The 20,474-nt window shown below is 52.2% G+C and carries 20 protein-coding genes and 1 riboswitch; of the genes, 13 read left to right on the top strand and 7 right to left on the bottom strand.

All coding sequences use genetic code 11. From position 1 onward, the window contains the following. Positions 1–49: 49 nt before the first annotated feature. The gene (locus tag RB297_RS07675) at positions 50–226 is read right to left on the bottom strand and encodes a hypothetical protein (RefSeq protein WP_375120176.1); all 177 of its coding nucleotides are present in this window, start codon (positions 224–226) and stop codon (positions 50–52) included. A gap of 239 nt (positions 227–465) precedes the next feature. On the opposite strand from RB297_RS07675, the gene pxpB reads away from it, so the two are divergent. From pxpB to RB297_RS07655, 4 genes are all read left to right on the top strand, one after another. Beyond that, positions 466–1,185, top strand: a complete 720-nt coding sequence (gene pxpB / locus RB297_RS07670; protein WP_096774283.1) for a 5-oxoprolinase subunit PxpB — start codon at positions 466–468, stop codon at positions 1,183–1,185. After that, positions 1,182–2,189, top strand: coding sequence for a 5-oxoprolinase subunit C family protein (locus RB297_RS07665; RefSeq protein ID WP_375120175.1), 1,008 nt, complete (start codon positions 1,182–1,184; stop codon positions 2,187–2,189). Before pxpB ends, RB297_RS07665 begins: the two co-directional genes overlap by 4 nt. 7 nt (positions 2,190–2,196) lie before the next feature. Further along, positions 2,197–2,958 carry a LamB/YcsF family protein gene (locus RB297_RS07660; protein ID WP_375120174.1) on the top strand — a complete coding sequence of 254 codons (762 nt, stop codon included), beginning with the start codon at positions 2,197–2,199 and terminating at the stop codon, positions 2,956–2,958. Positions 2,959–3,022: 64 nt separating this feature from the next. After that, complete coding sequence (locus tag RB297_RS07655) at positions 3,023–3,661, top strand: pyroglutamyl-peptidase I (protein ID WP_213579052.1); 639 nt, start codon at positions 3,023–3,025, stop codon at positions 3,659–3,661. Between the two features lie 169 nt (positions 3,662–3,830). On the opposite strand, the gene RB297_RS07650 is transcribed toward RB297_RS07655, so the two are convergent. The 3 genes from RB297_RS07650 to RB297_RS07640 all read right to left on the bottom strand — a co-directional run bounded on the left by RB297_RS07650 (position 3,831) and on the right by RB297_RS07640 (position 7,714). Further along, the gene (locus RB297_RS07650) at positions 3,831–4,232 is read right to left on the bottom strand and encodes an immunity 7 family protein (protein WP_096774279.1); all 402 of its coding nucleotides are present in this window, start codon (positions 4,230–4,232) and stop codon (positions 3,831–3,833) included. Between the two features lie 19 nt (positions 4,233–4,251). Then, positions 4,252–6,372, bottom strand: coding sequence for a restriction endonuclease fold toxin (locus RB297_RS07645; RefSeq protein ID WP_375120173.1), 2,121 nt, complete (start codon positions 6,370–6,372; stop codon positions 4,252–4,254). Positions 6,373–6,580: 208 nt separating this feature from the next. After that, a complete protein-coding gene (locus RB297_RS07640) occupies positions 6,581–7,714 on the bottom strand; it encodes a phosphodiester glycosidase family protein (protein ID WP_375120172.1) in 1,134 nt (377 codons plus the stop codon). Between the two features lie 232 nt (positions 7,715–7,946). Between RB297_RS07640 and RB297_RS07635 the strand changes: the two genes are divergently transcribed. Genes RB297_RS07635 through RB297_RS07625 form a run of 3 tightly spaced genes read left to right on the top strand, consistent with a single transcriptional unit; the run spans position 7,947 to position 9,885 of the window. After that, a complete protein-coding gene (locus RB297_RS07635; protein ID WP_009591066.1) occupies positions 7,947–8,315 on the top strand; it encodes a GntR family transcriptional regulator in 369 nt (122 codons plus the stop codon). Further along, the gene (locus RB297_RS07630) at positions 8,315–9,205 is read left to right on the top strand and encodes an ABC transporter ATP-binding protein (RefSeq protein WP_096774276.1); all 891 of its coding nucleotides are present in this window, start codon (positions 8,315–8,317) and stop codon (positions 9,203–9,205) included. The genes RB297_RS07635 and RB297_RS07630 overlap by 1 nt, the downstream gene beginning before the upstream one ends. Then, a complete protein-coding gene (locus RB297_RS07625; RefSeq protein ID WP_096774275.1) occupies positions 9,202–9,885 on the top strand; it encodes a hypothetical protein in 684 nt (227 codons plus the stop codon). Before RB297_RS07630 ends, RB297_RS07625 begins: the two co-directional genes overlap by 4 nt. Positions 9,886–9,902: 17 nt before the next feature. Here the strand turns inward: RB297_RS07625 and RB297_RS07620 are convergent, their stop codons facing one another. Continuing rightward, positions 9,903–11,228 (bottom strand): voltage-gated chloride channel family protein, encoded by a 1,326-nt coding sequence (locus RB297_RS07620; RefSeq protein WP_375120171.1) that lies wholly within the window; start codon positions 11,226–11,228, stop codon positions 9,903–9,905. A gap of 72 nt (positions 11,229–11,300) precedes the next feature. Further along, a riboswitch (Fluoride riboswitch) is annotated at positions 11,301–11,361 on the bottom strand. A 228-nt stretch (positions 11,362–11,589) separates the two neighbouring features. Here RB297_RS07620 and RB297_RS07615 point away from each other — a divergent pair. The 4 genes from RB297_RS07615 to RB297_RS07600 all read left to right on the top strand — a co-directional run bounded on the left by RB297_RS07615 (position 11,590) and on the right by RB297_RS07600 (position 16,519). Then, a complete protein-coding gene (locus RB297_RS07615) occupies positions 11,590–12,645 on the top strand; it encodes a FecCD family ABC transporter permease (RefSeq protein ID WP_049788715.1) in 1,056 nt (351 codons plus the stop codon). Then, the gene (locus RB297_RS07610; RefSeq protein ID WP_375120170.1) at positions 12,646–13,680 is read left to right on the top strand and encodes a FecCD family ABC transporter permease; all 1,035 of its coding nucleotides are present in this window, start codon (positions 12,646–12,648) and stop codon (positions 13,678–13,680) included. Positions 13,681–13,770: 90 nt separating this feature from the next. Next, the gene (locus RB297_RS07605) at positions 13,771–15,486 is read left to right on the top strand and encodes an ABC transporter ATP-binding protein (RefSeq protein ID WP_375120169.1); all 1,716 of its coding nucleotides are present in this window, start codon (positions 13,771–13,773) and stop codon (positions 15,484–15,486) included. 34 nt (positions 15,487–15,520) lie between these two features. Further along, positions 15,521–16,519, top strand: coding sequence for an ABC transporter substrate-binding protein (locus RB297_RS07600; protein WP_375120168.1), 999 nt, complete (start codon positions 15,521–15,523; stop codon positions 16,517–16,519). 155 nt (positions 16,520–16,674) lie between these two features. Here the strand turns inward: RB297_RS07600 and RB297_RS07595 are convergent, their stop codons facing one another. Then, on the bottom strand, positions 16,675–17,301 hold the full coding sequence (locus tag RB297_RS07595; protein WP_375120167.1) for a dihydrofolate reductase family protein: 627 nt from the start codon (positions 17,299–17,301) through the stop codon (positions 16,675–16,677). 284 nt (positions 17,302–17,585) lie between these two features. Further along, entirely contained in the window at positions 17,586–17,984 is a 399-nt protein-coding gene (locus RB297_RS07590; protein ID WP_096774268.1) for a winged helix-turn-helix transcriptional regulator, read from the bottom strand. A 192-nt stretch (positions 17,985–18,176) separates the two neighbouring features. Between RB297_RS07590 and RB297_RS07585 the strand changes: the two genes are divergently transcribed. Next, positions 18,177–19,400 (top strand): MFS transporter, encoded by a 1,224-nt coding sequence (locus RB297_RS07585; RefSeq protein WP_096774267.1) that lies wholly within the window; start codon positions 18,177–18,179, stop codon positions 19,398–19,400. Between the two features lie 111 nt (positions 19,401–19,511). Beyond that, complete coding sequence (locus RB297_RS07580) at positions 19,512–20,357, top strand: aldo/keto reductase (RefSeq protein ID WP_096774266.1); 846 nt, start codon at positions 19,512–19,514, stop codon at positions 20,355–20,357. The last annotated feature ends 117 nt before the right edge of the window (positions 20,358–20,474 follow it).

The following is a 20,474-nucleotide window of genomic DNA, read 5'->3' as shown; positions in this document are numbered from 1 at the left end:
TCACCGTGATCCCGTAAAACGGATCATACGTGAGGTCTTCTGCATGTTATTATGATTGGTTATCGGTGTTTTGACCCGCGTTAGGCTGCTGCTGTTCAAACACCTCGGCTGCTTCTTCGGCAGAGAACTCGGTGTCAAATTCACCTGGAACCGGCATTTTGTTCAATTTCGTAGTCTGGACTTCCGCTTTTGTCGGTTCGTTGCTGTTACGGTTTTGTTCGCTCATAGTGGCACCTCCTTATGCTAGTACGACTTCTGTATTTTGCCAAGGATGCCTAAATTTTATGCAAAAAGGGCAGCAACAGCATCCGGCGGCATGTTCGGCACGAAGCTGACCGTTTCTCATGTTCATCGATGATAATAGAATTTCGTATTCAACGAATGCCTGTTTCTCTGCTATCATAGGGATAATCCTTTCAGGATAGACGGAGATCAGGTTAGTACATACAGAACGGAGGATGTACGATGAGCAAGTCCTATACGTTCTACCCCCTTGGGGATTCGGCCGTCCTCATTCAATTTGCGGACTTCGTGAGCGAGAAGGTGCATCGTCAGGTCACAGACATGACGAGGCGATTGGAACGGGAGCCATTTATGGGCTGGATCGAATGCATCCCGTCGTTTACGAGCATCGCGGTTTACTACGATTATCATAAGATCGAAAAGCCTGACGGATTCGATACGGTATTTGCATATGTATGCTCGATGCTGGAACAGCGGATGGAGGCGAACACGGCAGACGAGAACCGGAGGCCTTACGAGGTTGTCGATATTCCGGTTTGTTACGGAGGCGAATTCGGGCCGGATTTGGACGAGGTGGCCCGGAAGAATCATCTGTCGCCCTTGGATGTCGTCAAGATTCATTCCGGGCAGGATTACTTGATCTATGCCATCGGTTTCGCCCCCGGGTTTCCGTATGTAGGAGGAATCCCGGAGCAAATCGCAACCCAGAGGAGAAAGACGCCCAGACTGCGAATACCGGCTGGTTCCGTTGGAATCGCCGGGACGCAAACCGGCATCTATCCGATTGAAACGCCGGGCGGCTGGCAGATTATCGGCCGGACGCCGCTCGCATTGTTTCGTCCCGGCGCCGAGCCGCCAACGCTGTTGAAAAGCGGGCAGTATATTCGGTTCCGGCCCATTCAAGCCGAGGAATACGAGCGGTTAAGGGAAGTGAGACTATGAGCATGACCGTCATCAAGCCGGGTCTGCTGGCGACTCTTCAGGATTCAGGGAGACGGGGTTACGGCAGGTACGGTATCATTACGGCTGGAGCCATGGACGACTATGCCTATCGGCTTGCCAACCGACTTGTCGGCAATGAGGGCGAACACGCCGTTCTGGAGATCACATGGTCAGGATTGGCCGTTGAATTTCACGACAATTGTTGGATTGCCCTTACAGGCGGGGATTTATCGCCGCTAATCGATGGCGTAAAGGTGCCCATGTGGCGCCCGGTGCTGGTCAAAGCGGGGCGTGTGCTGAGCTTTCAACAGCCGGCAGCGGGGTGCCGCGCTTATATGTCCGTATCCGGCGGATTTGATGTCCCGCCGGTCATGGGCAGCCTCAGCACGTATTTAAGGGCAGGTATCGGCGGATATGAGGGAAGAGCGCTCAAGCAAGGGGATACGCTGCATGCCCATCCTTCCCGGCTTCCGGTGGATTCGTCTGAACGAAACCTTCATGTTGACGATTCCGGCGGCTTTCTCACCGCGAAATGGTCCGTTTCTGCTTCAGGGTATGACTTCACCGGGCAAGATGCGGTGGTGCGCGTGCTGAACGGACGTCAATTCGATGATTTTGACGACGACAGCCAGCGAGCGTTGTTCCGGGATCGGTTCACCGTTACTCCGCAATCGGATCGTATGGGCTACCGATTGTCCGGTCCGCCGCTGACATTAAGGCAAGCAAAGGAATACGTATCCGAGCCGGTTGCTTTGGGAACGGTACAGGTTCCCTCCGATGGCCAGCCGATTATTCTGATGGCGGATCGGCAGACGCTTGGCGGCTATCCCAAAATCGCGCAGGTGGCTTCGGTCGATATCTCGCTGATCGCCCAGCTGCCGCCAGGCGCCAGCATCCGTTTTGCGGAAATTTCCTTGGCGGCAGCGGAACGGTTATACGCGGCCCGCGCCCGGGAGCTTCGAATGATGGAAGCGATGATCAAGCATAAATTAAAGGAGTGGTGATTTCGCCATGGTTCGAGTGGACCTGAACTGCGATATGGGAGAGAGCTACGGAGCTTACAAGCTGGGCAACGATAAGAAGCTGCTTCGAAGCATCACCTCGGCTAACATCGCTTGCGGGTTCCATGCAGGCGATCCGGCCGTCATGCGGGCAACGGTGCGTCAGGCGGTCGAGAGCGGCGCCGCCATCGGCGCGCATCCGGGCTTGCCCGATTTGGCCGGTTTCGGAAGAAGAAGGATGGACATTACGCCCGTTGAGGCTTATGACATGGTCACCTATCAGGTGGGGGCCTTGATGGCTTTTGCGATACAGGAAGGAGCCGGGCTTCAGCATGTAAAGCCGCATGGAGCCCTTTATAATATGGCAGCAGCCTCCAGGCCCCTGGCAGACGCGATTGCCTCCGCCATCAAACAAATCGATCCGACCCTCATTCTGTTTGGATTGGCAGGCAGCGAGCTGATCGCGGCAGGGGAAGCAGCAGGGCTTCGAACAGCCAGTGAAGTGTTTGCGGACCGCACGTACCAGGACGACGGCTCCCTCACGCCGAGGAATCGGCCGGATGCCGTCATCACCGATCCCGAAGCTTCCGTCGCGCAGGTGGTGAGGATGGTTAAGGAAAACGTGGTGGTATCCTTGACCGGCAAGCTGATCCCGATAACAGCGGACACCGTTTGCATACATGGAGACGGTGCGCACGCATCGCTATTCGCCACCACCTTGCGATCCCGGCTTGAAGCCGAGGGCGTCAACGTACAAGCGATCCAATCGTAATGATCAGTTAAATATTTACGAATGACCCGGGCAGCTTACATAACGAGTACAGGAGATATGCCATATGTTAAAAATATTAATTTCAGGCTTTGAGCCCTTTGGCGGGAGTTCCGTCAATCCTACGGAGAGACTGGTTGAGGAGATCCGGCAAGAGGTCTTTCCTGGGGCCGAGATCCGGACGCTGCTTCTTCCCGTGCATTACGACGAATGCGCGGACATTCTGCTGCAGGAGATGAAGGCATGCGAACCCGATGCGGTCATCGCTTGCGGTGTGGCGGGGGGCCGGACCGCCATTACGCCGGAACGGATCGCGATTAACATCAAGGACATACCGCCGGATTCGACGATGACGGATAATCGGGGTGCACGGCCGCAAGACGAGCCTATAGACGTTGACGGACCGGACGGATTGTTCTCAACCCTTCCGATCCGTTTGATGGTCGACCGGCTGAAGGAAGCAGGGATACCGGCAGCGGTATCCAATACAGCCGGAACGTATATTTGCAACAATACGATGTATGCGATTCTGAATGAAATCCGGCGCGAGCAACGGTCTGCTATTGCCGGCTTCGTGCATTTTCCGGCTTCGACGGAGATGGCCGTGGAGAAGCCGTCCCTGCCGACCCTATCGCATGAAACGATGCTGAAGGGCCTGCGGATCATCGTTCAAGCAACGATCGATGAATTGAATGGACGTGCTTAAGGGCTTTTTAAAAGCTCGTTCGACAAGTGTTACATCGAACCAGGCCATATTCAGATAAACCAGAAATCCCGCACCCCGTCTTCCATGGAAACATGGCATGAAGGGATGCGGGATTTTTTAAGACAACGAAACGCATAGATTCGAAGCAAGGACCCTGCGGATATCGTCGTTAGTCGACTTGATCTTCGATCACCGGCACGCAAGGAGAGAGGAACGCGTCGCGCTGCTCCTGTAATTGTCCGCGTGCCAGCACTTGAACCCGGAACTCGTTATCGTAGCCTTCCAAGTTCTCATCGTCCCGGGTGTACAGCAAACCGTATGAACCGGGAGCGATTTCGCCAATCAATTGGTACAACGCTACAATCTCGGCAGCTTCGGCTCCCTTGCGGTTGGTAAACCCGCCGACATGAAGATAATATGAGCCGTTGGCCGCATTTAAGGATAACAAGCCGCTGCCCCATGCGAATTCGGTAATTTTAAGCTGTATTTTCTGAATGATCATATCGAGCTGCCCGGCATCCGCTTCCGCAGGACTCTCTTGAATGGTAGCCCAGCCGTGAAATTCGTACATGAAAGCTCACTCCTCGTCGTTATAGTGGATCGGTATCGATGTGGACTTCTATTCCATATCTTTGGCTGTATTCATGCAGTTTGTCAATAACCGATTGGGCAGGCTCCCCTTCAAAATGATAATAGACCTTTCTGCCGGTTTGCTCGGCAGCTTCGAAGGTCGCTTTCATTTGATCGCGCACCTTTTTGTTCACCTGCTGGAGGGCAGGCTTGGTCTGGGCGATGTATTCATCGCTAATCGCATCGAATTCCCGGCCGATGGGATCGGAATCAAACTTCATCCTTGATTCTCCGCCAAGCCGCTCCGCCAGCGCATCGGCGGCTGCGTCCGGCTTGTTGACCTTCTGCAGCTCCCCGGAATATCTCGGTGCCTCTTGGGGGGTGTCGTTTGATTCGTCCGGCTTTTCGTTATCGGGTTTGTCACTCGGCTTATCTTCATCGGGCTTTTCGTTATCCGGTTTATCTTGATTCGGTTTGTCTTCGTCCGGCTTATTATGCTCATGGTCATCGTCATGCTTCCGTGGATTCTCTCGCGGTTGTTCATGGGGCCCATCCGGCTTTTCGCGCGTCTTCGAGCCGAATTTATCGGTGAGCGAATCCAACCATCTTCTTGCCCGTGGGCCCAGTTTATTGGACAGCCACGAGAGGCCTTTGCCGACCGGGATCCGGCTGAGGATCACGGCTAACACGGCAGCGGCCGCATTTTGAGGTGAAAGCAGCTTCTTCGGATCGCGGATGTATCCAGCGATTTCGTGTCCCCCTGCGGCAATGCCGGCACCTGTCATGGCAATGCCGAGTGCCGGCCAGAAGCTGACAAACAGCAGGGACAGGGCAAAGGCACCCAATATGATTCCCACTTGTTCCCAGCCGCTAAGTCGATCCCACCAATTCTGGAGGGAGTCGAACAGGCACGCAAAGCAGGAGGCGTCCGCTGCCGTCATGAAGTCGCCAACGCTGGCTAGGATCCCGGCAGCTAGCATGAGGATTCCGATGGCTCCCAGAACGGCAGAATACTTTCTTACATTGTCCTGAACCTGATCCCTTTGGCCCGCGGCTTCGAGATTGCCGTACAGCAGCGAGTATCCGAGCTCGCGCCGCTCACGGTAGAAACCGATCAAGTAGCCCAGGCGCTTCCGGTCCGTAAACAAAGCCCGCGTCATCTGCCAAAGCTCCGTTAACGGATTGATGAGGGCTTCCCCCTTAAGCACAGGCAATCGATCCCGTATTCGATGCAGGTCCCAGTAGTCGATGAACAAGCCGAGAACAAGCAGGGTCAGGAAGAATCCTTCGGTTCGGTAGCCCTCCCCGGTCCACTCATGAAGGGCAAGTATCCAATCCGGCAGCCGATTCTGGCCATTCCAGGCCGCGTGATTCAGGATAGCCCAGAGCAGCAGGATCGCCGGAAAAGCATAGGCCCAGCGTGTGAGGCGTTTGGAGAAGCGAAAAGCGAGGCCGATGCCGAGCGCGATCATGGCACTATGTACAGGATGCGTAACATTCATCATGGTAGGAATAAAGCTTTCCTCGAAGTAGCCGGGAAACCAATCGAAGAACTCCCAATGCAGCGTTTTGCCGCCAAGAAAAGAAACTCCGTAATTGCTTTGGACCAGCCGTCTAGACAGCTCCTCCATAAATTGAAAGCCAATGCCGGGAGCAGCGCCCAATAATACGTAATCGCCGAGGCTCAATGAAGTGGCTCTTCTTGAAAAAAACAAATATACTGCCAGCGGCAGCAGCTTGTAAATTTCCTCGATGATGGGGGTCATGACGGCAAATGACCATGTGTCGGTCGTCCGTCCTCCGAATATCATATGCAGACCCTGCATGGTCCCGTTGGTCAAGGGAATGACCAAGAGAACGCCCGAGAGAACAAATAAGCTGACCTGCTTCCAGGCGACCGTTTTGCTCCGGCTTAACAGCCAAAATTGAAACAGCACGTAGAAGGACCATAAATATTGAACAAGCATGGTACGCGATTCTTCGATCAGAACCAGACTTACAACGAGCACCGCCAAGGAAATCCAGGAAAACAAGTGATAAACCTTGGAAAGGATAGGATATTTTCCGATCCATTCCTTTAAGACCCCGTATATCCGCTCCATGGTGTCCCTGACTCTAGTCCGAATAACCGCTATTGACAATGTAATGGAATTCACCCCCCGCTGAATCAACCACAAACTTTCCCATGGCTCCCGATAGACAGTTTGCTATATATTTACACAAATGGTCCTCATAGTGAAACATTTCTTTGATCAGCATATGCGGTTCGAGACGGAGGTAGTGCTGCTCATAAAATAAAACTCCTCTGGCGGCCGGCGGAAGATCCGGTTAACCAGAGGAGAGGGTTCATTATTTATATTTTACGACGATGGCATTGCTGATCTGACGGCCTGGCGTCGTTAAGTAAGAGCCGTTATAATACAATCCGCTGGAGGCCCCGCCATCTAGATTCATCGCTTGGTAGGCACCTGCCTGCTTCATGATTTCCGCCAGTTGGGGAATGGTAGCGCCGCCTGTCGTCAACAAAATCAGCTTGTGGTCCTTCGTGATGCCGAGCGCGCTTCGCGCACCGCCGCCGGTCAGTATCTTCGGATCCTTGAATCCTTCCTTCTTGACGTCCAGCGTCACCTTGCCATTGGTCAACAGACGCGGACCCGCTTGAAGTGCTCCTTCCATACGGCCTGTTTCATATACGGATTTGAAGTCGAGTCCCGGCATCATCGTCGCCAGATTGTTGCTGTCATAGGTGAAGATCGTCCGGTTATCTCCCGAGGCCTTGTGAAAAATATTGCCTTTGCTGACCAAATAACCGTACGGTGCTTTGTACGCTCCCGAAGTATAGGCGTCAAAGAACGTCCCGTTGATGGCAACCACGGCATTGCTGCGCTTCGCTATGCTCCGCAAGTCTTCGACTTTGCCTGCTTTATTGCCTGCCAAAACAACGTCCAGCTCCACCTTCGGATGGAGCAGCGAAACGGTGACGACCTGGGCGCTGAAGGAACGCGCTCCTACTTTAAATGTTTTTCTGGCCGACGTCACGGCCTTGGATGAACCGGTCATCATGTTCCCCGAAAGAACGGGAAGGGTGTTTGACACGCTGCCGTCCGTAATGTTCAGGGTGGATCTGTTATTGCTCCAGGACAGCTTAAGGCCAAGATGCTGGCTGACAAATTGCAGCGGTACATATGTGGTGCCGTTCTCGGAGAACGGGGCTGCTTTTGCCTGCACCTTTTTGCCGTTTACATAAGCATTCCGACTGCCCAGGTACAGCGTGAGGGCTGTATCGTCTCGTGTGATGTTGAGTTTCTTCTCTGCAGCTGTATAAGCTACCTTTACACCGTCATAGGTCTTGAGTACCCCGACCGAGATGAAGGATTGGCTGTTCTTGTCCACGTAGGCCAAATTTTTGGGGGCGGATGCGGCATAAAGCGGCGTGATGACCGTCAGCATGGCCAGTACAATGATTGCAATGATTCTTTTCATGTTTCCTCTCAAGCTCCTTTGTCTCTATATCTGTATTGGGCGTAGTATTAGTGCCTATATTTTATCGGCTTGCAGGGACTATTTGTTTAGGACAAAAGTCCATGTTCATGGCACGGCGTTGTAAAAAAATTCCGATCACCCATTGACAAAGAAGCTCATCTCTTATATGGTTAATTACATGAGTAACTAACCAATTATGTAACGAGGTTATAAACGAAAGTTGGTGAGGTAAATGGCATTTCAGATTGATGACAGCAGACCGATATTCATGCAAATTGCCGACAAAATTGAAGACGACATCATCGAAGCACGACTGCCTGAGGAAACGCAGGTTCCATCAACGAATCAGTTTGCAGCCTTTTACCAGATCAATCCGGCTACAGCTGCCAAAGGGGTTAATCTGCTGGTCGATCAAGGAATTTTGTACAAGAAACGGGGGATTGGCATGTTTGTAGCTTCTGGAGCTCGTGAACTGCTGATGGAGAAGCGCAAGACGGAGTTTTATGAACAGTATGTGGTCGCCATGGTTAAGGAAGCGGCCAAACTTGGGATTACCAAAGATCAATTGTCGGAAATGATTCGCAGAGGGGAGCAAGACTGATGAGCCAAACCGTGATCGAAGTTAAGAATTTGAGCAAGGCATACAAGGATGCGACGGCTGTCGATAATGTAAGCTTTACCATCGAGGCGAATAAGATCTATGGATTGCTGGGCAGGAACGGCGCGGGCAAAACGACCATCATGCAGATGATAACGGCGCAGCTGTTCCCGAGCCAAGGGGAGATTCGCGTATTCGGAGAACATCCATACGAAAATCATAAGGTGATCCGGCAGGTATGCTTCATTAAGGAAGGCCAGAAATATCCGGATATCTTTACGGTCAAGGACGTTATGGGAATTGCCGCCAACGTTTATCCGAATTGGGATGCGGCATATGCGAATAAACTGATCGAGGTTTTCCGGCTGCCTATGAAACGACTCGTAAAGAGATTGTCCCGCGGCATGCTCTCATCGGTAGGCATCATCGTCGGACTCGCCAGCCGCGCGCCCATAACGATCTTTGATGAACCTTATCTTGGACTGGACGCCGTGGCCAGGGAGCTGTTCTATGATCATCTGATCGAGGATTACACGAATCATCCGCGCACGATTATTCTGTCCACGCATTTGATTGATGAGGTCAGCAGATTGCTGGAGCATATTATCGTCATTGATTCCGGCCGAATCTTACTTGATGATACTACGGATGACTTGCGGGGGCGTGCGTTTAAGATCGTCGGTCCTTCCGGAACGGTTGAATCGTTTATTCAAGGGCACGAAGTGATACATCGGGAATCGTTCGCTTCCATGTTGTCCGTCACGGTGATGGGAAGCGCGACAACGAGGCTGCAAAAAGAGGCGGAGGAATTGGGCTTGGAAACAACCCCCGTTTCCCTTCAACAATTGATCGTATATTTAACTAAGCGCGAAAAGGTGGGGGTCCAACCATGAACGGAATTCCTGGCGTAATCCATATTTATTCGAGACAGAAACTATCCTGGTTTTACTTGCCCTGGGCCATCACGGCATTCAGCTTTCTGGTCAATTACATTATTAGCGTAATGGTTAATGGTGAAGCGATCTATGCCGGGGGTTTGGCAACGATCTTTATCTATGTGTTTATCGCGGCTCTGGTATCGGTGCTCCAGCTGTTTCCCTTCTCCCTCGGATTCAGCATTCGAAGAACGGACTTCTATCTGGGCTCTGTTCTGATGGTGGTATCGTACAGCGTCTTAACGTCGATTATATTATTGGCATTAGCCGAAATAGAAAGCTTAACGAGCTCTTGGGGAGAACGGTTATCGTTCTTCAAACTGCCGTATTTGAATGACGGCACGTTATTCGAACAATTCATCATTTATTTCATTTTGCTGCTTACCTTTGCCTTTATCGGGATAGGAATCGGCGTGTTCTATCTTCGTCATCGCGGCATCAAGACCTTTGTTATGTTCGCGGCCTATTTCATTCTATTGTCGGGGGCCAGCGTTCTGGTCACCCACTACGGCTGGTGGGGGCAAGTGATTGACTGGGTTGTCAGATACACCGCCTTTGAATTGTCCCTGTGGCTCATTCCCATCTCGGTTATCCTCGCACTCTCCAGCTACCGCTCGATTCGTAAAAGCTCGGTGTAAAGGCAAAAGACGTCCGATTACTCGGACGTCTTTTTGTTGTCTTTGCGTTGGTTAAACGCCTTCGATCCGGCAAGGGTCGTGCCCGGCGGGTACGAAAGCTGCGGGTGTTTGGAAGTGCCTATAAGTTGCGATGTGTATATGCCGGAGTGACCGGAAAAGAGGTAGCTGATGACGCAGGCCATAAACATATACACCGCGCCTTCACCGCCGAACAGCTCGATTCCCATAATAAAGCAAGCAATCGGGGTGTTTGTCGCTCCGCAAAATACCGCGATGAAACCTAAAGCAGCCAAGAAAGGGGCATGCAATCCGATCCACTCCGACAATGCGCTGCCCAGCATTGCCCCGATAGCAAATAACGGGGTGACTTCGCCTCCCTGGAACCCTGCTCCGAGCGTCAGCGAGGTAAAGATAATTTTGCCCAGAAAAGCAAAAGGCGAAACTTCGCCAGCGAAGGCCGCTTCAATCAGCGGGATGCCCAGCCCCAGATAATCGCGGGTTCCGAGCAGGTAGACCAGCCCAATGATGATGACGCCTCCTGCAGCGCTTTTGACCATCGGATTGTGAAAAACATAACCGTACCACCGCTTGAGCGAATGGGTTAGCTCACTGAACAGCCGGCTTGTCAGACCGAATAGCAATGAGGCGAAGACGACCTTCATGATCACCATAAAACCCAATGCCGGAATATCTCCGATCGGATAATGCAGATGGCTGACGCCCCATAAAGAGGTAGCGGTCAGGTTTCCGACCATACTGGCCGCGAATGCAGGCAGGAGAGCCTGATGCGAGACCAGCCCGATGGCAAGGACTTCAAGCCCGAACAGCGTGCCGGCCAGCGGCGTGCCGAAGATCGATCCGAAACCGCCGCTGATTCCGCAGATCAACAGTATTTTTCGATCCGCAGGCGTTACGCGGATAAGTTTGCCGAGCCACTCCGACAAGCTGCCCCCCATCTGAACGGCGGTGCCTTCACGACCTGCCGACCCCCCGAATAGATGGGTGATTAAAGTACCGATCAGCACCAACGGCGCCATTCGCAATGGAATGCTTTCGGTTCCGCCATGAATTTGTTCCAAAATAAGATTATTTCCCTTGGCACTGCTCTTGCCGAACTTGTAATAAAGGAAGCTGACTGCGGCACCTCCCAAGGGAAGAAGGTATAACAGCCATGGATTTCCCAAGCGAAGGGAGGTTACGTAGTCCAGACTGTAGAGAAAGAAGGCGGAGGCACTGCCCGTCATCAATCCCACGAGGCTTCCCAGAACGACCCATTTGATGAAGTAACCGGATAACAAGGCCAATGACCGTTTCCCGGCGCTTTCAATCCATTTTTTTTTCATGCAAGCTCACCCGTTTCTATAGATTCGCCGCTAACCCCCCTATACACAAACAGACTCCTACCAGGAAAGCGACCTCTGGTAGGAGTCATTAGCTGTGGAAGCGGTTATGGCGAACTCCATCGCCTCATTCAATTAGCATTTATTGTAATGGACCGGCGGCTTATATGTCAACAGACAACAAATCAGGGTTTAAACGAACACTTAATTCGGATTGCTGCGATAGACCTGGAAAAAAGTGCTTGACTTGGACATGGACTTTTTTCCAAGGAGAAATTCAAATTGTCCATGGACGAAGAAAGGTGTCTATTTTATAGTTACCAATGATAATGATAATCAATATCATAAAATTGAGGGGAAAATGATGTCATCAAACACGTCCAATCCAAGTATTACGGATGCCAAGACCCACGCCAATATCAAAGGGCGCCCATGGGCTGCGACCCTGATTCTTACCGGGGGCGTGGCAGCATTGGTGCTTGGCATAGCTTTATCCATATCGCTCGGCGCGGCCGACATCGATCTGCGAAACGTATGGGAAGCGGTGTTCTTCTTTAATCCCGATGTGACGGAGCATCAGATTATTCAGGAGCTTCGGCTGCCGAGGGTCCTCGGCGGAGCGATGGTGGGTGCCTGCTTTGCCGTATCGGGTGCGATCATGCAGGGCATGACCCGAAATCCGCTAGCTGATTCGGGTCTGCTCGGATTAAATGCGGGAGCCGGATTTGTCATTGCGATCTGCTTTGCATTTTTTCCGGGATTGCCGTATATGTACCTGATTCTGTTCTCGTTCCTGGGGGCTGGCCTGGGTGCCGTGCTCGTGTACGGAGTCAGTTCCATGGCAAAAGGCGGTCTCACACCGGTTCGTCTCGTACTGGCGGGTGCGGCGCTGAGCGCTCTGCTAAGCGCGCTGAGCGAAGGCATCGCTTTGTATTTTCAGGTCGGACAGGACATGGCGTTCTGGTATGCCGGCGGTACCGCGGGGATTAAGTGGGTTCATCTGAAAATTATGCTGCCTTGGATAGCTGCTGCTATATTGGGCGCTATTGCATTGTCGCGTTCCATTACCATGCTCAGCCTCGGCGACGATATCGCCAAGGGACTCGGTCAGCGAACGGGACTTGTCAAGCTGGGCGGTACGGTAATCGTGCTGGTGCTGGCTGGGGCTGCCGTCTCGGTTGTCGGTGCGGTAGGCTTCGTCGGTCTGATGATTCCGCACCTTACCCGGAAGCTTGTCGGCGTCGACTACCGGCTCATCATTCCCTGCTCGGCCGTACTGGGAAGCTTGCTGGTCGTCATAGCCGACCTGGCGGCAAGAATGGTGAATCCCCCATACGAGACGCCTGTGGGCTCGATCATCGCACTGATCGGTGTGCCCTTCTTCCTTTACTTGGCACGCAAAGAAAGGAGGGAGCTGTAGATGGATGCCGTTACCCATACCATGCACGAGCGTAAAGGCAGGAAGCGCAAGATTATGACGCTATCTGTCCTGGGTGCATTAATCATTCTGGTATTTCTGATCAGCATGAACACGGGGGTCATTCGCTTATCGCCGCTTGAGGTCATAAAAACCTTGTTTGGCGGCGGGACGGACAAGCAAGAGCTGGTGCTGTTCGAATTCCGCTTGCCGCGGATCGTCATTTCGCTTCTGATTGGTGCCGGGTTGGCGATATCCGGCTGCGTTATGCAGGGCATTTCCCGTAATGAGCTGGCGGACCCCGGCATTTTGGGGATCAATGCGGGAGCCGGATTAATGGTTATGCTGTTCATTTCATTTTTCCCGAGCACGGCGGCTGCCCCGGTCTTTCTGCTGCCGGTACTTGCCCTGATTGGAGCGGGCGGCACCGCCGCATTGATATGCGTGCTGGCATACAAGAAGAATCAGGGCTTTAAGCCGACGGGCCTTCTGTTGACGGGAATCGCCGTAGCGTCCGGCATCAGTGCGGCTATGATCGTGCTGACGCTACGTTTAAGCCCAGAAAAATATCAGTTTGTTGCCACCTGGCTAGCAGGCAGCATCTGGGGCTCGAGCTGGAAGTTCGTCCTGGCATTGCTCCCATGGATGCTTGTGCTGCTGCCCTTCGTGATGTACAAAGCGCAGGTGATGAACGTTCTCAATCTTGGAGAGCCGACGGCGACCGGACTGGGAGCCTCCGTTACAAGGGAGCAATTGAAGCTGCTGGCAGCGGCGGTCGGACTGGCTGCCTCCTGCGTCGCGGTGAGCGGCGGCATCGGATTCGTCGGGCTTATAGCGCCGCATCTGGCCAGGCGCTTGGTCGGTGCGAAGCATCAAATGCTGCTTCCGGTAACGGCGCTGGTCGGAGCCTTGCTGGTCATCACTGCCGACACTTTGGGCCGCTGGATCATTCAACCGTCCGAGATTCCGACCGGGATCGTGGTTGCCGTGATTGGCGCTCCGTACTTCCTGTACCTGCTTTCCAGGACAAAAGCTTAGCTGCCCAAGATCGCTGGGATCTAGCGCAATCTTGCGACAGGTAAGGGCTTGCATATTTTTTAACGCCATTACGGATTTAAGGAGGTCCTTATGCTGCGCCGATTTTTTTCCTATTACAAGCCTTATAAAGGGCTATTCATATTGGATTTTTGCTGCGCTATCTTTGCCGCTTTGCTGGAATTGATATTCCCGGTAGCCGTCAACCGCGTGATCGACGACTTGCTGCCAAGCGGGAACTGGAAGTGGGTTTTATACGCTTGCCTAGGGCTTCTCGGCATTTATGTCGTCAGTTCTTTCCTGCATTACGTAGTTACGTATTGGGGTCATAAACTCGGCATCAACATTGAAACGGATATGCGCAAAAAGCTGTTCGATCGGGTTCAGAAGCAATCCTTCCGTTTTTTTGACAACAACAAGACGGGACATCTTGTCTCGAGAATGACCAACGACCTGATGGATATCGGGGAGATTGCCCACCATGGTCCGGAAGACCTGTTCATCGCCGTCATGACGCTTGCCGGAGCGCTGGGCATCATGCTCGGGATCAACTGGCAGCTTGCCGTGATGACGTTTGTGATCGTTCCTTTGATGATCTATTTATCGCTGTATTTCAGCGGGAAAATGTCGGCGGCGTTCAAGCGCATGTTCTCCGATATTGCCGATTACAATGCACGCGTGGAGAACAACGTCAGCGGGATCCGCGTGGTTCAAGCCTTCTCGAATGAGGAGCATGAAATCGCGCGTTTCGCCGAGAACAACAACCGCTTTCGCGTGACGAAGCTGATTGCTTACCGCATCATGGCCTGGAACTCGTCGATCAGCTTTATCCTGATGAAATTCATTTCGCTGTTCGTGCTGGTATGCGGCACCTGGTTCGTGATTGAGGGCCGGATGACCAACGGGGAATTTATCGCTTTTGTCATGCTGTCTAACGTGTTCCTCGGTCCGATTAAACAAATCAATGCGGTCATTGAGATGTATCCGAAGGGAATCGCCGGCTTTAAGCGGTATTTGGAGCTTCTGGAAAGCGAACCCGACGTCGCGGATATGCCGGGTGCCAAGCCGGTCGGCCATGTGCGTGGTGACATTGCCTTTCATGGCGTAACCTTCGGGTACGAGAACAAAGACCACGTCCTGGAGGATGTCCATTTGTCTATTCGCGCAGGCGAAACGGTCGCGCTTGTAGGGCCGTCCGGAGCGGGCAAGACCACGTTGTGCTCATTGCTGCCTCGTTTCTATGACACGGAAGCCGGAAAGATAACGATAGACGGGATCGATATTCGCGACATGACGCTGCAATCCCTTCGTTCCCATATTGGCATCGTCCAGCAGGACGTGTTCCTGTTTGATGGCAGCATCCGCGAAAATATCGCCTATGGCAGGTTAGATGCTGACGACAGCGACATCATGAAAGCGGTGGGCCGTGCCCAGCTTGAAGAGCTGGTTGCTTCGCTTCCGGATGGGCTGGACACCTTGATTGGCGAGCGGGGCGTGAAGCTGTCCGGCGGACAGAAGCAGCGACTGTCGATAGCCCGGATGTTCCTCAAGAACCCGCCGATCCTCATTCTCGACGAGGCGACGTCCGCGCTTGATGCGGAAACCGAAGCGGCGATTCAACAGGCGCTTGCCGAGCTCTCGGAAGGACGAACGACGCTGGTGATTGCCCACCGGCTCGCAACCATCAAGAACGCGGATCGCATCGTGGTCGTTGCGGACAAAGGCATCGCCGAACAAGGAGCCCATGAGGATCTGCTCGCGGCGCACGGCATATACAGCCGTTTGCATCGAGCTCAATTCGGGGCTTGATTCAACCAACACCATAATTAGGAGGCTGTAAAATATGTTCAAGTCAAAATTACGCGTCATGCTCACCATCCTTGTCTTATGCTCGATCTTCATCTCGGCATGCGGCGCGAATGGAAATACGGCGAATCAAGCCGGTTCCGCAGGCGAAACAGCAACAGGGAAGGATACTCCGAAGACCGAAGCCTCAACCCCAACAACCAAAAAGGTGCCGACAATTAACGGAGACATCGAAATTCCGACGGATCCTCAGCGAATTGTAGTGGATGCCTACTTGCCAACACTGCTGCTGCTCGGAGAAAAGCCGGTAGGCGCCACCGCGAAGGATCTGGAGAACGTCCATATCCAGGACCAGATCGATGGCATAGAGAACACCGGGGAAAGCTCTGCGGAGAAGATAGTGGAACTTAACCCCGATCTGATTATCAGCGCAAACTCGGACCCGGAGCTATACGAGAAATTGTCCAAAATCGCACCGACCGTCATTCTTCCTTATGAAACCTATCGAGGCGTGCACGAAGAAGTAGAGGGGCTCGGCGCAATCCTTGGCAAGGAAGAAGAAGCAAAAGAATGGCTTGCCGGTTTTGATGAAAAAATTGAAGCGTTGCGCACAAAAGTGAACGGTGTGTTGGAAGAAGGTGAGACGTTCTCGATCTTCGGCGCATTCGGCAAAACCTTCTACCTCTACGGTGACGGCATTTATCGCGGGGGCTTGGCCATCTATAAGGAACTCCAACTAACGCCTCCGGCAGCGATCCAAAAGGAATTGATTGATGCCAACGTGACTTACAAGGAGGTTTCCTTGGAAGTGCTCAAAGATTATGCAGGCGATTATATTTTCTTTGATGAGTCCAACGGGGCCGAGATGGATAAGAAGGATAAGGTGTGGACTTCGATTGAAGCGGTGAAGCAGGATCGCGTGTTTTATCTGGATGCCAAGCGATTCTGGCCGTTTGATCCCATTGCGGTCCTGGCTCAGGCCGAGGAAGTGACGGACATGATCGTTAGCCAAAAAGAGAAGGAGAAAACGAAATAAACCGCGGTATCGGTGCTCCTCGGATAGAAATGCGGGCGGCATGGAGGTGACGTTGATCCTCTCTTCAAGCAGCAGCGAAATGGCAGACCCTGAGGAAGAGGGCTGCCATTTGCATTGGCCGTGGAAATGACGAAACGCAAGCCATGCAGAAACCATCAAGCATTGGCGCGGTGAATAAGACGGTACCTCAGATGCGTAACCCCGGGAGATTCGATGACGGTTGTACGAACGAATTCGATATCGGAGGGGAGATGTTCGAACAATTTCTGACCGTTGCCTAGAAGGATCGGCACCAGCGTGATCAGGAGCTCATCCAGCAGGCCTGCTCCCATATATTGTTGTATGACGTTGGCTCCTCCGGCGATTTTGACGTCTTTGTTCCCCGCCGCAGCTTTTGCTAGTTCCAATGCCCGTTCGATCCCATCCGTGACAAAGGTATAAGTCGTACCGCCATCCTTCGTTTCTGCCTGCCGTTCTTCATGAGTCAGAATAAATACCGGCATATGAAAAGGGGGCGTATCTCCCCAAAAAGGTTGTCCATGATCAAACATCGTGCGGCCAAGAACGACAGCGCCGGTTCTGCGATTGGATTCGGCTATCAGCTCCGCGTCCTGGTTAAACCGGCCCCCGGTCAGGCCATGCATTTCACGCCAGCTCGTGAGTTCATAAATCCATTCATGAAGCCGCTCGCCGCCTTTGCCAAGGGGCAAGCGGGCGCTATGGTTCGGACCTGTGATAAATCCGTCCAATGACATCGACATTTCAGCGATAACTTGTGACATAGATCGGTACACCTTTCATCTGAATGATCTTTATGGAAAGCTTTCTGTTGTATCAGAAAACGGTTTTCCAGGATCAGTATAGCACCCGCGTTATGATTAAATTTCTTATCATTTGCTAAATTCAAGGTGACGCAAAAAAACAGGGGTGCAGGATGTAACAAGGGCAAGGTCCGCGCAGGCGGTCCTTGCCGTTGGTTTATTACTGTTAAGGAGACAAGAAATTTACTTGGTGTTAGCTCAATCAATCACAAGATCACGTTAAAATCGCGGCATGCGATCCGGATTTAGCGTGCATCCGCCGGCTCGTCCACGGCTTTCAGCTTATCGTTCAGGATGCTGTCCTCAAGCACGCTGAATTTGTCCCCGTATACTTTCGTAATATGTTTTTCGCCCCATGCACAGAGCATATCCAGAATTCCGCTCAAACTTCTGCCGTACTCGCTGAGCTCATATTCCACTTTAGGCGGCACTTGATTATGAATGATGCGATTGATTACGCCATCTTCCTCCAGCTCTCGCAGCTGCTGCGTCAGCATTTTTTGGGTGATGTGCGGCATGAGGCGCTTCAGCTCGTTGGTCCGTTTACGGCCATGGGTCAGATGGCAGAGGATCACGCATTTCCACTTGCCCCCGATCACTTCCAATGTTGCTTCGACGGCTATATTGTATTTCTTCGTTTGCATATGGAGCCTCCTATTCTTGATAGGCACCAAAAAGTGCCTAGGGTACTGTCAGGTACCTACATTACAAAAAAGTACGTTCTTCACACAAGTGATGATATGAATCATAATAGCATTTGCCGGCTGGATTACACCATACGTCATATTTTTACAATATACAAGCAAGAGAATAGGATAGGGGGAAATAGGAACATCATGATTATAGATAAAAAAAGAAGTTTGCTTGCGCTTATAGCGCTTGCCGTCAGTGCCTTCGCCATCGGAACAACGGAATTCATCAGCGTAGGGCTGCTGCCGTTGATTGCGGAGGATATGAATATCTCCGTGACGACAGCCGGATTAACCGTGTCGATGTATGCGCTGGGCGTTACCTTCGGTGCGCCGATTCTCACGTCGCTCACGTCCAGAATGTCCAGGAAAACTTTGCTGCTCTGGATTATGATCATTTTTATTATCGGTAACAGCTTGGCAGCGAGCTCAGCTTCCATTGGCGTCCTGCTTGCAGCACGGGTCCTGTCGGCCTTTTCACATGGCGTATTCATGTCGATCGGCTCGATTATCGCCGCAAGCGTGGTGCCTGAGAACCGCAGGGCATCGGCGATCTCCATTATGTTCACGGGCCTTACCGTAGCCACGGTCACCGGCGTTCCGCTCGGAACGTTTATCGGTCAGCAGTTGGGCTGGAGGCTTGCTTTTGTCGCGATTGTGGCGGTCGGCATCGTTGCGCTGATTGCGAATAGTATCCTGGTCCCTTCGGACCTGCCTAAAGGAGAACGCACTTCATTCCGCGACCAGGCTAAATTGATGACGAACGGAAGACTGCTGCTCATGCTTCTGATTACGGCTCTCGGTTATGGCGGGACCTTTGTTGTCTTCACTTATTTATCCCCATTGCTTCAGGATATAACAGGCTTCAATGAAAATACGGTGGCCGTCATCCTGCTTGTCTATGGGATAGCCATTGCAGTCGGTAACGTGATCGGCGGGAAAGCGGCCAATCGCAACCCGCTGAAAGCCCTGCTCTACATGTTTATAGCCCAAGCCTTGGTGCTGGTTACACTTACGTTTACCGCACCGTTTCAAACGGCGGGACTCATCACGATTATTCTTATGGGATTCCTGGCGTTCATGAACGTGCCGGGTTTGCAGGTTTACGTTGTGATGCTGGCCGAGCGCTTTGCGCCCGGAGCCGTGAATATGGCGTCCGCGCTGAACATTGCCGCATTTAATGCCGGTATCGCCATCGGCGCTTTTTTAGGCGGCTTGATCACGAATTCCATGGGCCTGATTCATACGGCGTGGATCGGATCCCTGATGGTGGCCGGTGCGGTCGTGCTCACCGGATGGAGCTTGAAGCTGGAACGAAAGGATTCGGAAAATCCGGATAAATCGGATAAGCCGGATATGCCAGCGGCATGAAACAACAATTTAGGATGAAGGGAGGTGATGGCGGAGCGGATCATGGGAGATACTGCACAATAGGTACATCAATTTTTTTCACAATCCAAAAAAATTCGGAGGTTTATCAACATGACAGCAAAACACTTACAAGATACAACCACTTTATATAATGGCGTTAACATGCCTTGGTTTGGACTAGGCGTATTTAAAGTTGAAGAAGGACCGGAGCTGGTGAATGCCGTTCGTACGGCCATTCAGCACGGCTATCGGAGCGTGGACACCGCCGCCATATACGGCAATGAAGAAGGTGTCGGACAGGGCATTCGCGAAGGCTTGGCAGCTGCCGGATTAAAAAGAGAAGATCTGTTCGTCACATCCAAGGTGTGGAATGCCGACCTGGGTTACGAATCGACTTTGAAGGCTTATGAGGAAAGCTTGCGAAAGCTGGGATTGGAGTATTTGGACTTATACCTTATACACTGGCCGGTTGAAGGGAAATATATAGAGGCGTGGAAGGCGCTCGAAACGTTGTACAAGCAAGGGCGCGTAAAAGCCATCGGCGTGAGCAATTTCCAAATCCATCATCTGGAGAAGTTAATGAAGGAAACCGACATCAAACCGATGGTGAACCAGGTGGAATATCATCCCCGATTAACGCAAAAAGAATTGCAGGCGTACTGCCAGGCGAACGGTATTCAGCTAGAAGCTTGGTCTCCCTTAATGCAGGGTCAGCTGCTGGATCAGGAGGACCTTCAGATCATCGCGAAGAAGCATCATAAATCCATCGCGCAGATCATTCTTCGTTGGGATCTACAGAACGGGGTGGTGACGATTCCGAAATCGACCAAAGAGCATCGGATCACCGAGAACTCCGATCTATTTGATTTTGAATTGTCCATGGAGGATATGCAGCGCATCGACAGCTTGAATCAGGATCACCGTGTGGGACCGGACCCGGACAATTTTGATTTCTAAAAAAATCGGCGTTTACCGCAAGCATATAAGTGTAATGAATAGTGCGACTTTCCTGAGCTTCTCCACCCTGGTGGGGATCGGGAGGGTCCATTCCTACATAACGAAAAGGAGCGAGGA

This window comes from Paenibacillus sp. CR_12, assembly GCF_041953985.1.
In the GTDB taxonomy this organism is placed as follows: domain Bacteria; phylum Bacillota; class Bacilli; order Paenibacillales; family Paenibacillaceae; genus Paenibacillus_AQ; species Paenibacillus_AQ lautus_A.
The sequence above is the reverse complement of the archived record's forward strand: the minus strand, read 5'-3'. Positions and strand labels throughout refer to the sequence as shown.

What these genes read in the sequence shown, in the direction of transcription:
- RB297_RS07675 (WP_375120176.1), bottom strand. Translation starts at nt 226, where the DNA reads ATGAGCGAACAAAACCGTAACAGCAACGAACCGACAAAAGCGGAAGTC.
- pxpB (WP_096774283.1), top strand. Translation starts at nt 466, where the DNA reads ATGAGCAAGTCCTATACGTTCTACCCCCTTGGGGATTCGGCCGTCCTC.
- RB297_RS07665 (WP_375120175.1), top strand. Translation starts at nt 1,182, where the DNA reads ATGAGCATGACCGTCATCAAGCCGGGTCTGCTGGCGACTCTTCAGGAT.
- RB297_RS07660 (WP_375120174.1), top strand. Translation starts at nt 2,197, where the DNA reads ATGGTTCGAGTGGACCTGAACTGCGATATGGGAGAGAGCTACGGAGCT.
- RB297_RS07655 (WP_213579052.1), top strand. Translation starts at nt 3,023, where the DNA reads ATGTTAAAAATATTAATTTCAGGCTTTGAGCCCTTTGGCGGGAGTTCC.
- RB297_RS07650 (WP_096774279.1), bottom strand. Translation starts at nt 4,232, where the DNA reads ATGTACGAATTTCACGGCTGGGCTACCATTCAAGAGAGTCCTGCGGAA.
- RB297_RS07640 (WP_375120172.1), bottom strand. Translation starts at nt 7,714, where the DNA reads ATGAAAAGAATCATTGCAATCATTGTACTGGCCATGCTGACGGTCATC.
- RB297_RS07635 (WP_009591066.1), top strand. Translation starts at nt 7,947, where the DNA reads ATGGCATTTCAGATTGATGACAGCAGACCGATATTCATGCAAATTGCC.
- RB297_RS07630 (WP_096774276.1), top strand. Translation starts at nt 8,315, where the DNA reads ATGAGCCAAACCGTGATCGAAGTTAAGAATTTGAGCAAGGCATACAAG.
- RB297_RS07625 (WP_096774275.1), top strand. Translation starts at nt 9,202, where the DNA reads ATGAACGGAATTCCTGGCGTAATCCATATTTATTCGAGACAGAAACTA.
- RB297_RS07620 (WP_375120171.1), bottom strand. Translation starts at nt 11,228, where the DNA reads ATGAAAAAAAAATGGATTGAAAGCGCCGGGAAACGGTCATTGGCCTTG.
- RB297_RS07615 (WP_049788715.1), top strand. Translation starts at nt 11,590, where the DNA reads ATGTCATCAAACACGTCCAATCCAAGTATTACGGATGCCAAGACCCAC.
- RB297_RS07610 (WP_375120170.1), top strand. Translation starts at nt 12,646, where the DNA reads ATGGATGCCGTTACCCATACCATGCACGAGCGTAAAGGCAGGAAGCGC.
- RB297_RS07605 (WP_375120169.1), top strand. Translation starts at nt 13,771, where the DNA reads ATGCTGCGCCGATTTTTTTCCTATTACAAGCCTTATAAAGGGCTATTC.
- RB297_RS07600 (WP_375120168.1), top strand. Translation starts at nt 15,521, where the DNA reads ATGTTCAAGTCAAAATTACGCGTCATGCTCACCATCCTTGTCTTATGC.
- RB297_RS07595 (WP_375120167.1), bottom strand. Translation starts at nt 17,301, where the DNA reads ATGTCACAAGTTATCGCTGAAATGTCGATGTCATTGGACGGATTTATC.
- RB297_RS07590 (WP_096774268.1), bottom strand. Translation starts at nt 17,984, where the DNA reads ATGCAAACGAAGAAATACAATATAGCCGTCGAAGCAACATTGGAAGTG.
- RB297_RS07585 (WP_096774267.1), top strand. Translation starts at nt 18,177, where the DNA reads ATGATTATAGATAAAAAAAGAAGTTTGCTTGCGCTTATAGCGCTTGCC.
- RB297_RS07580 (WP_096774266.1), top strand. Translation starts at nt 19,512, where the DNA reads ATGACAGCAAAACACTTACAAGATACAACCACTTTATATAATGGCGTT.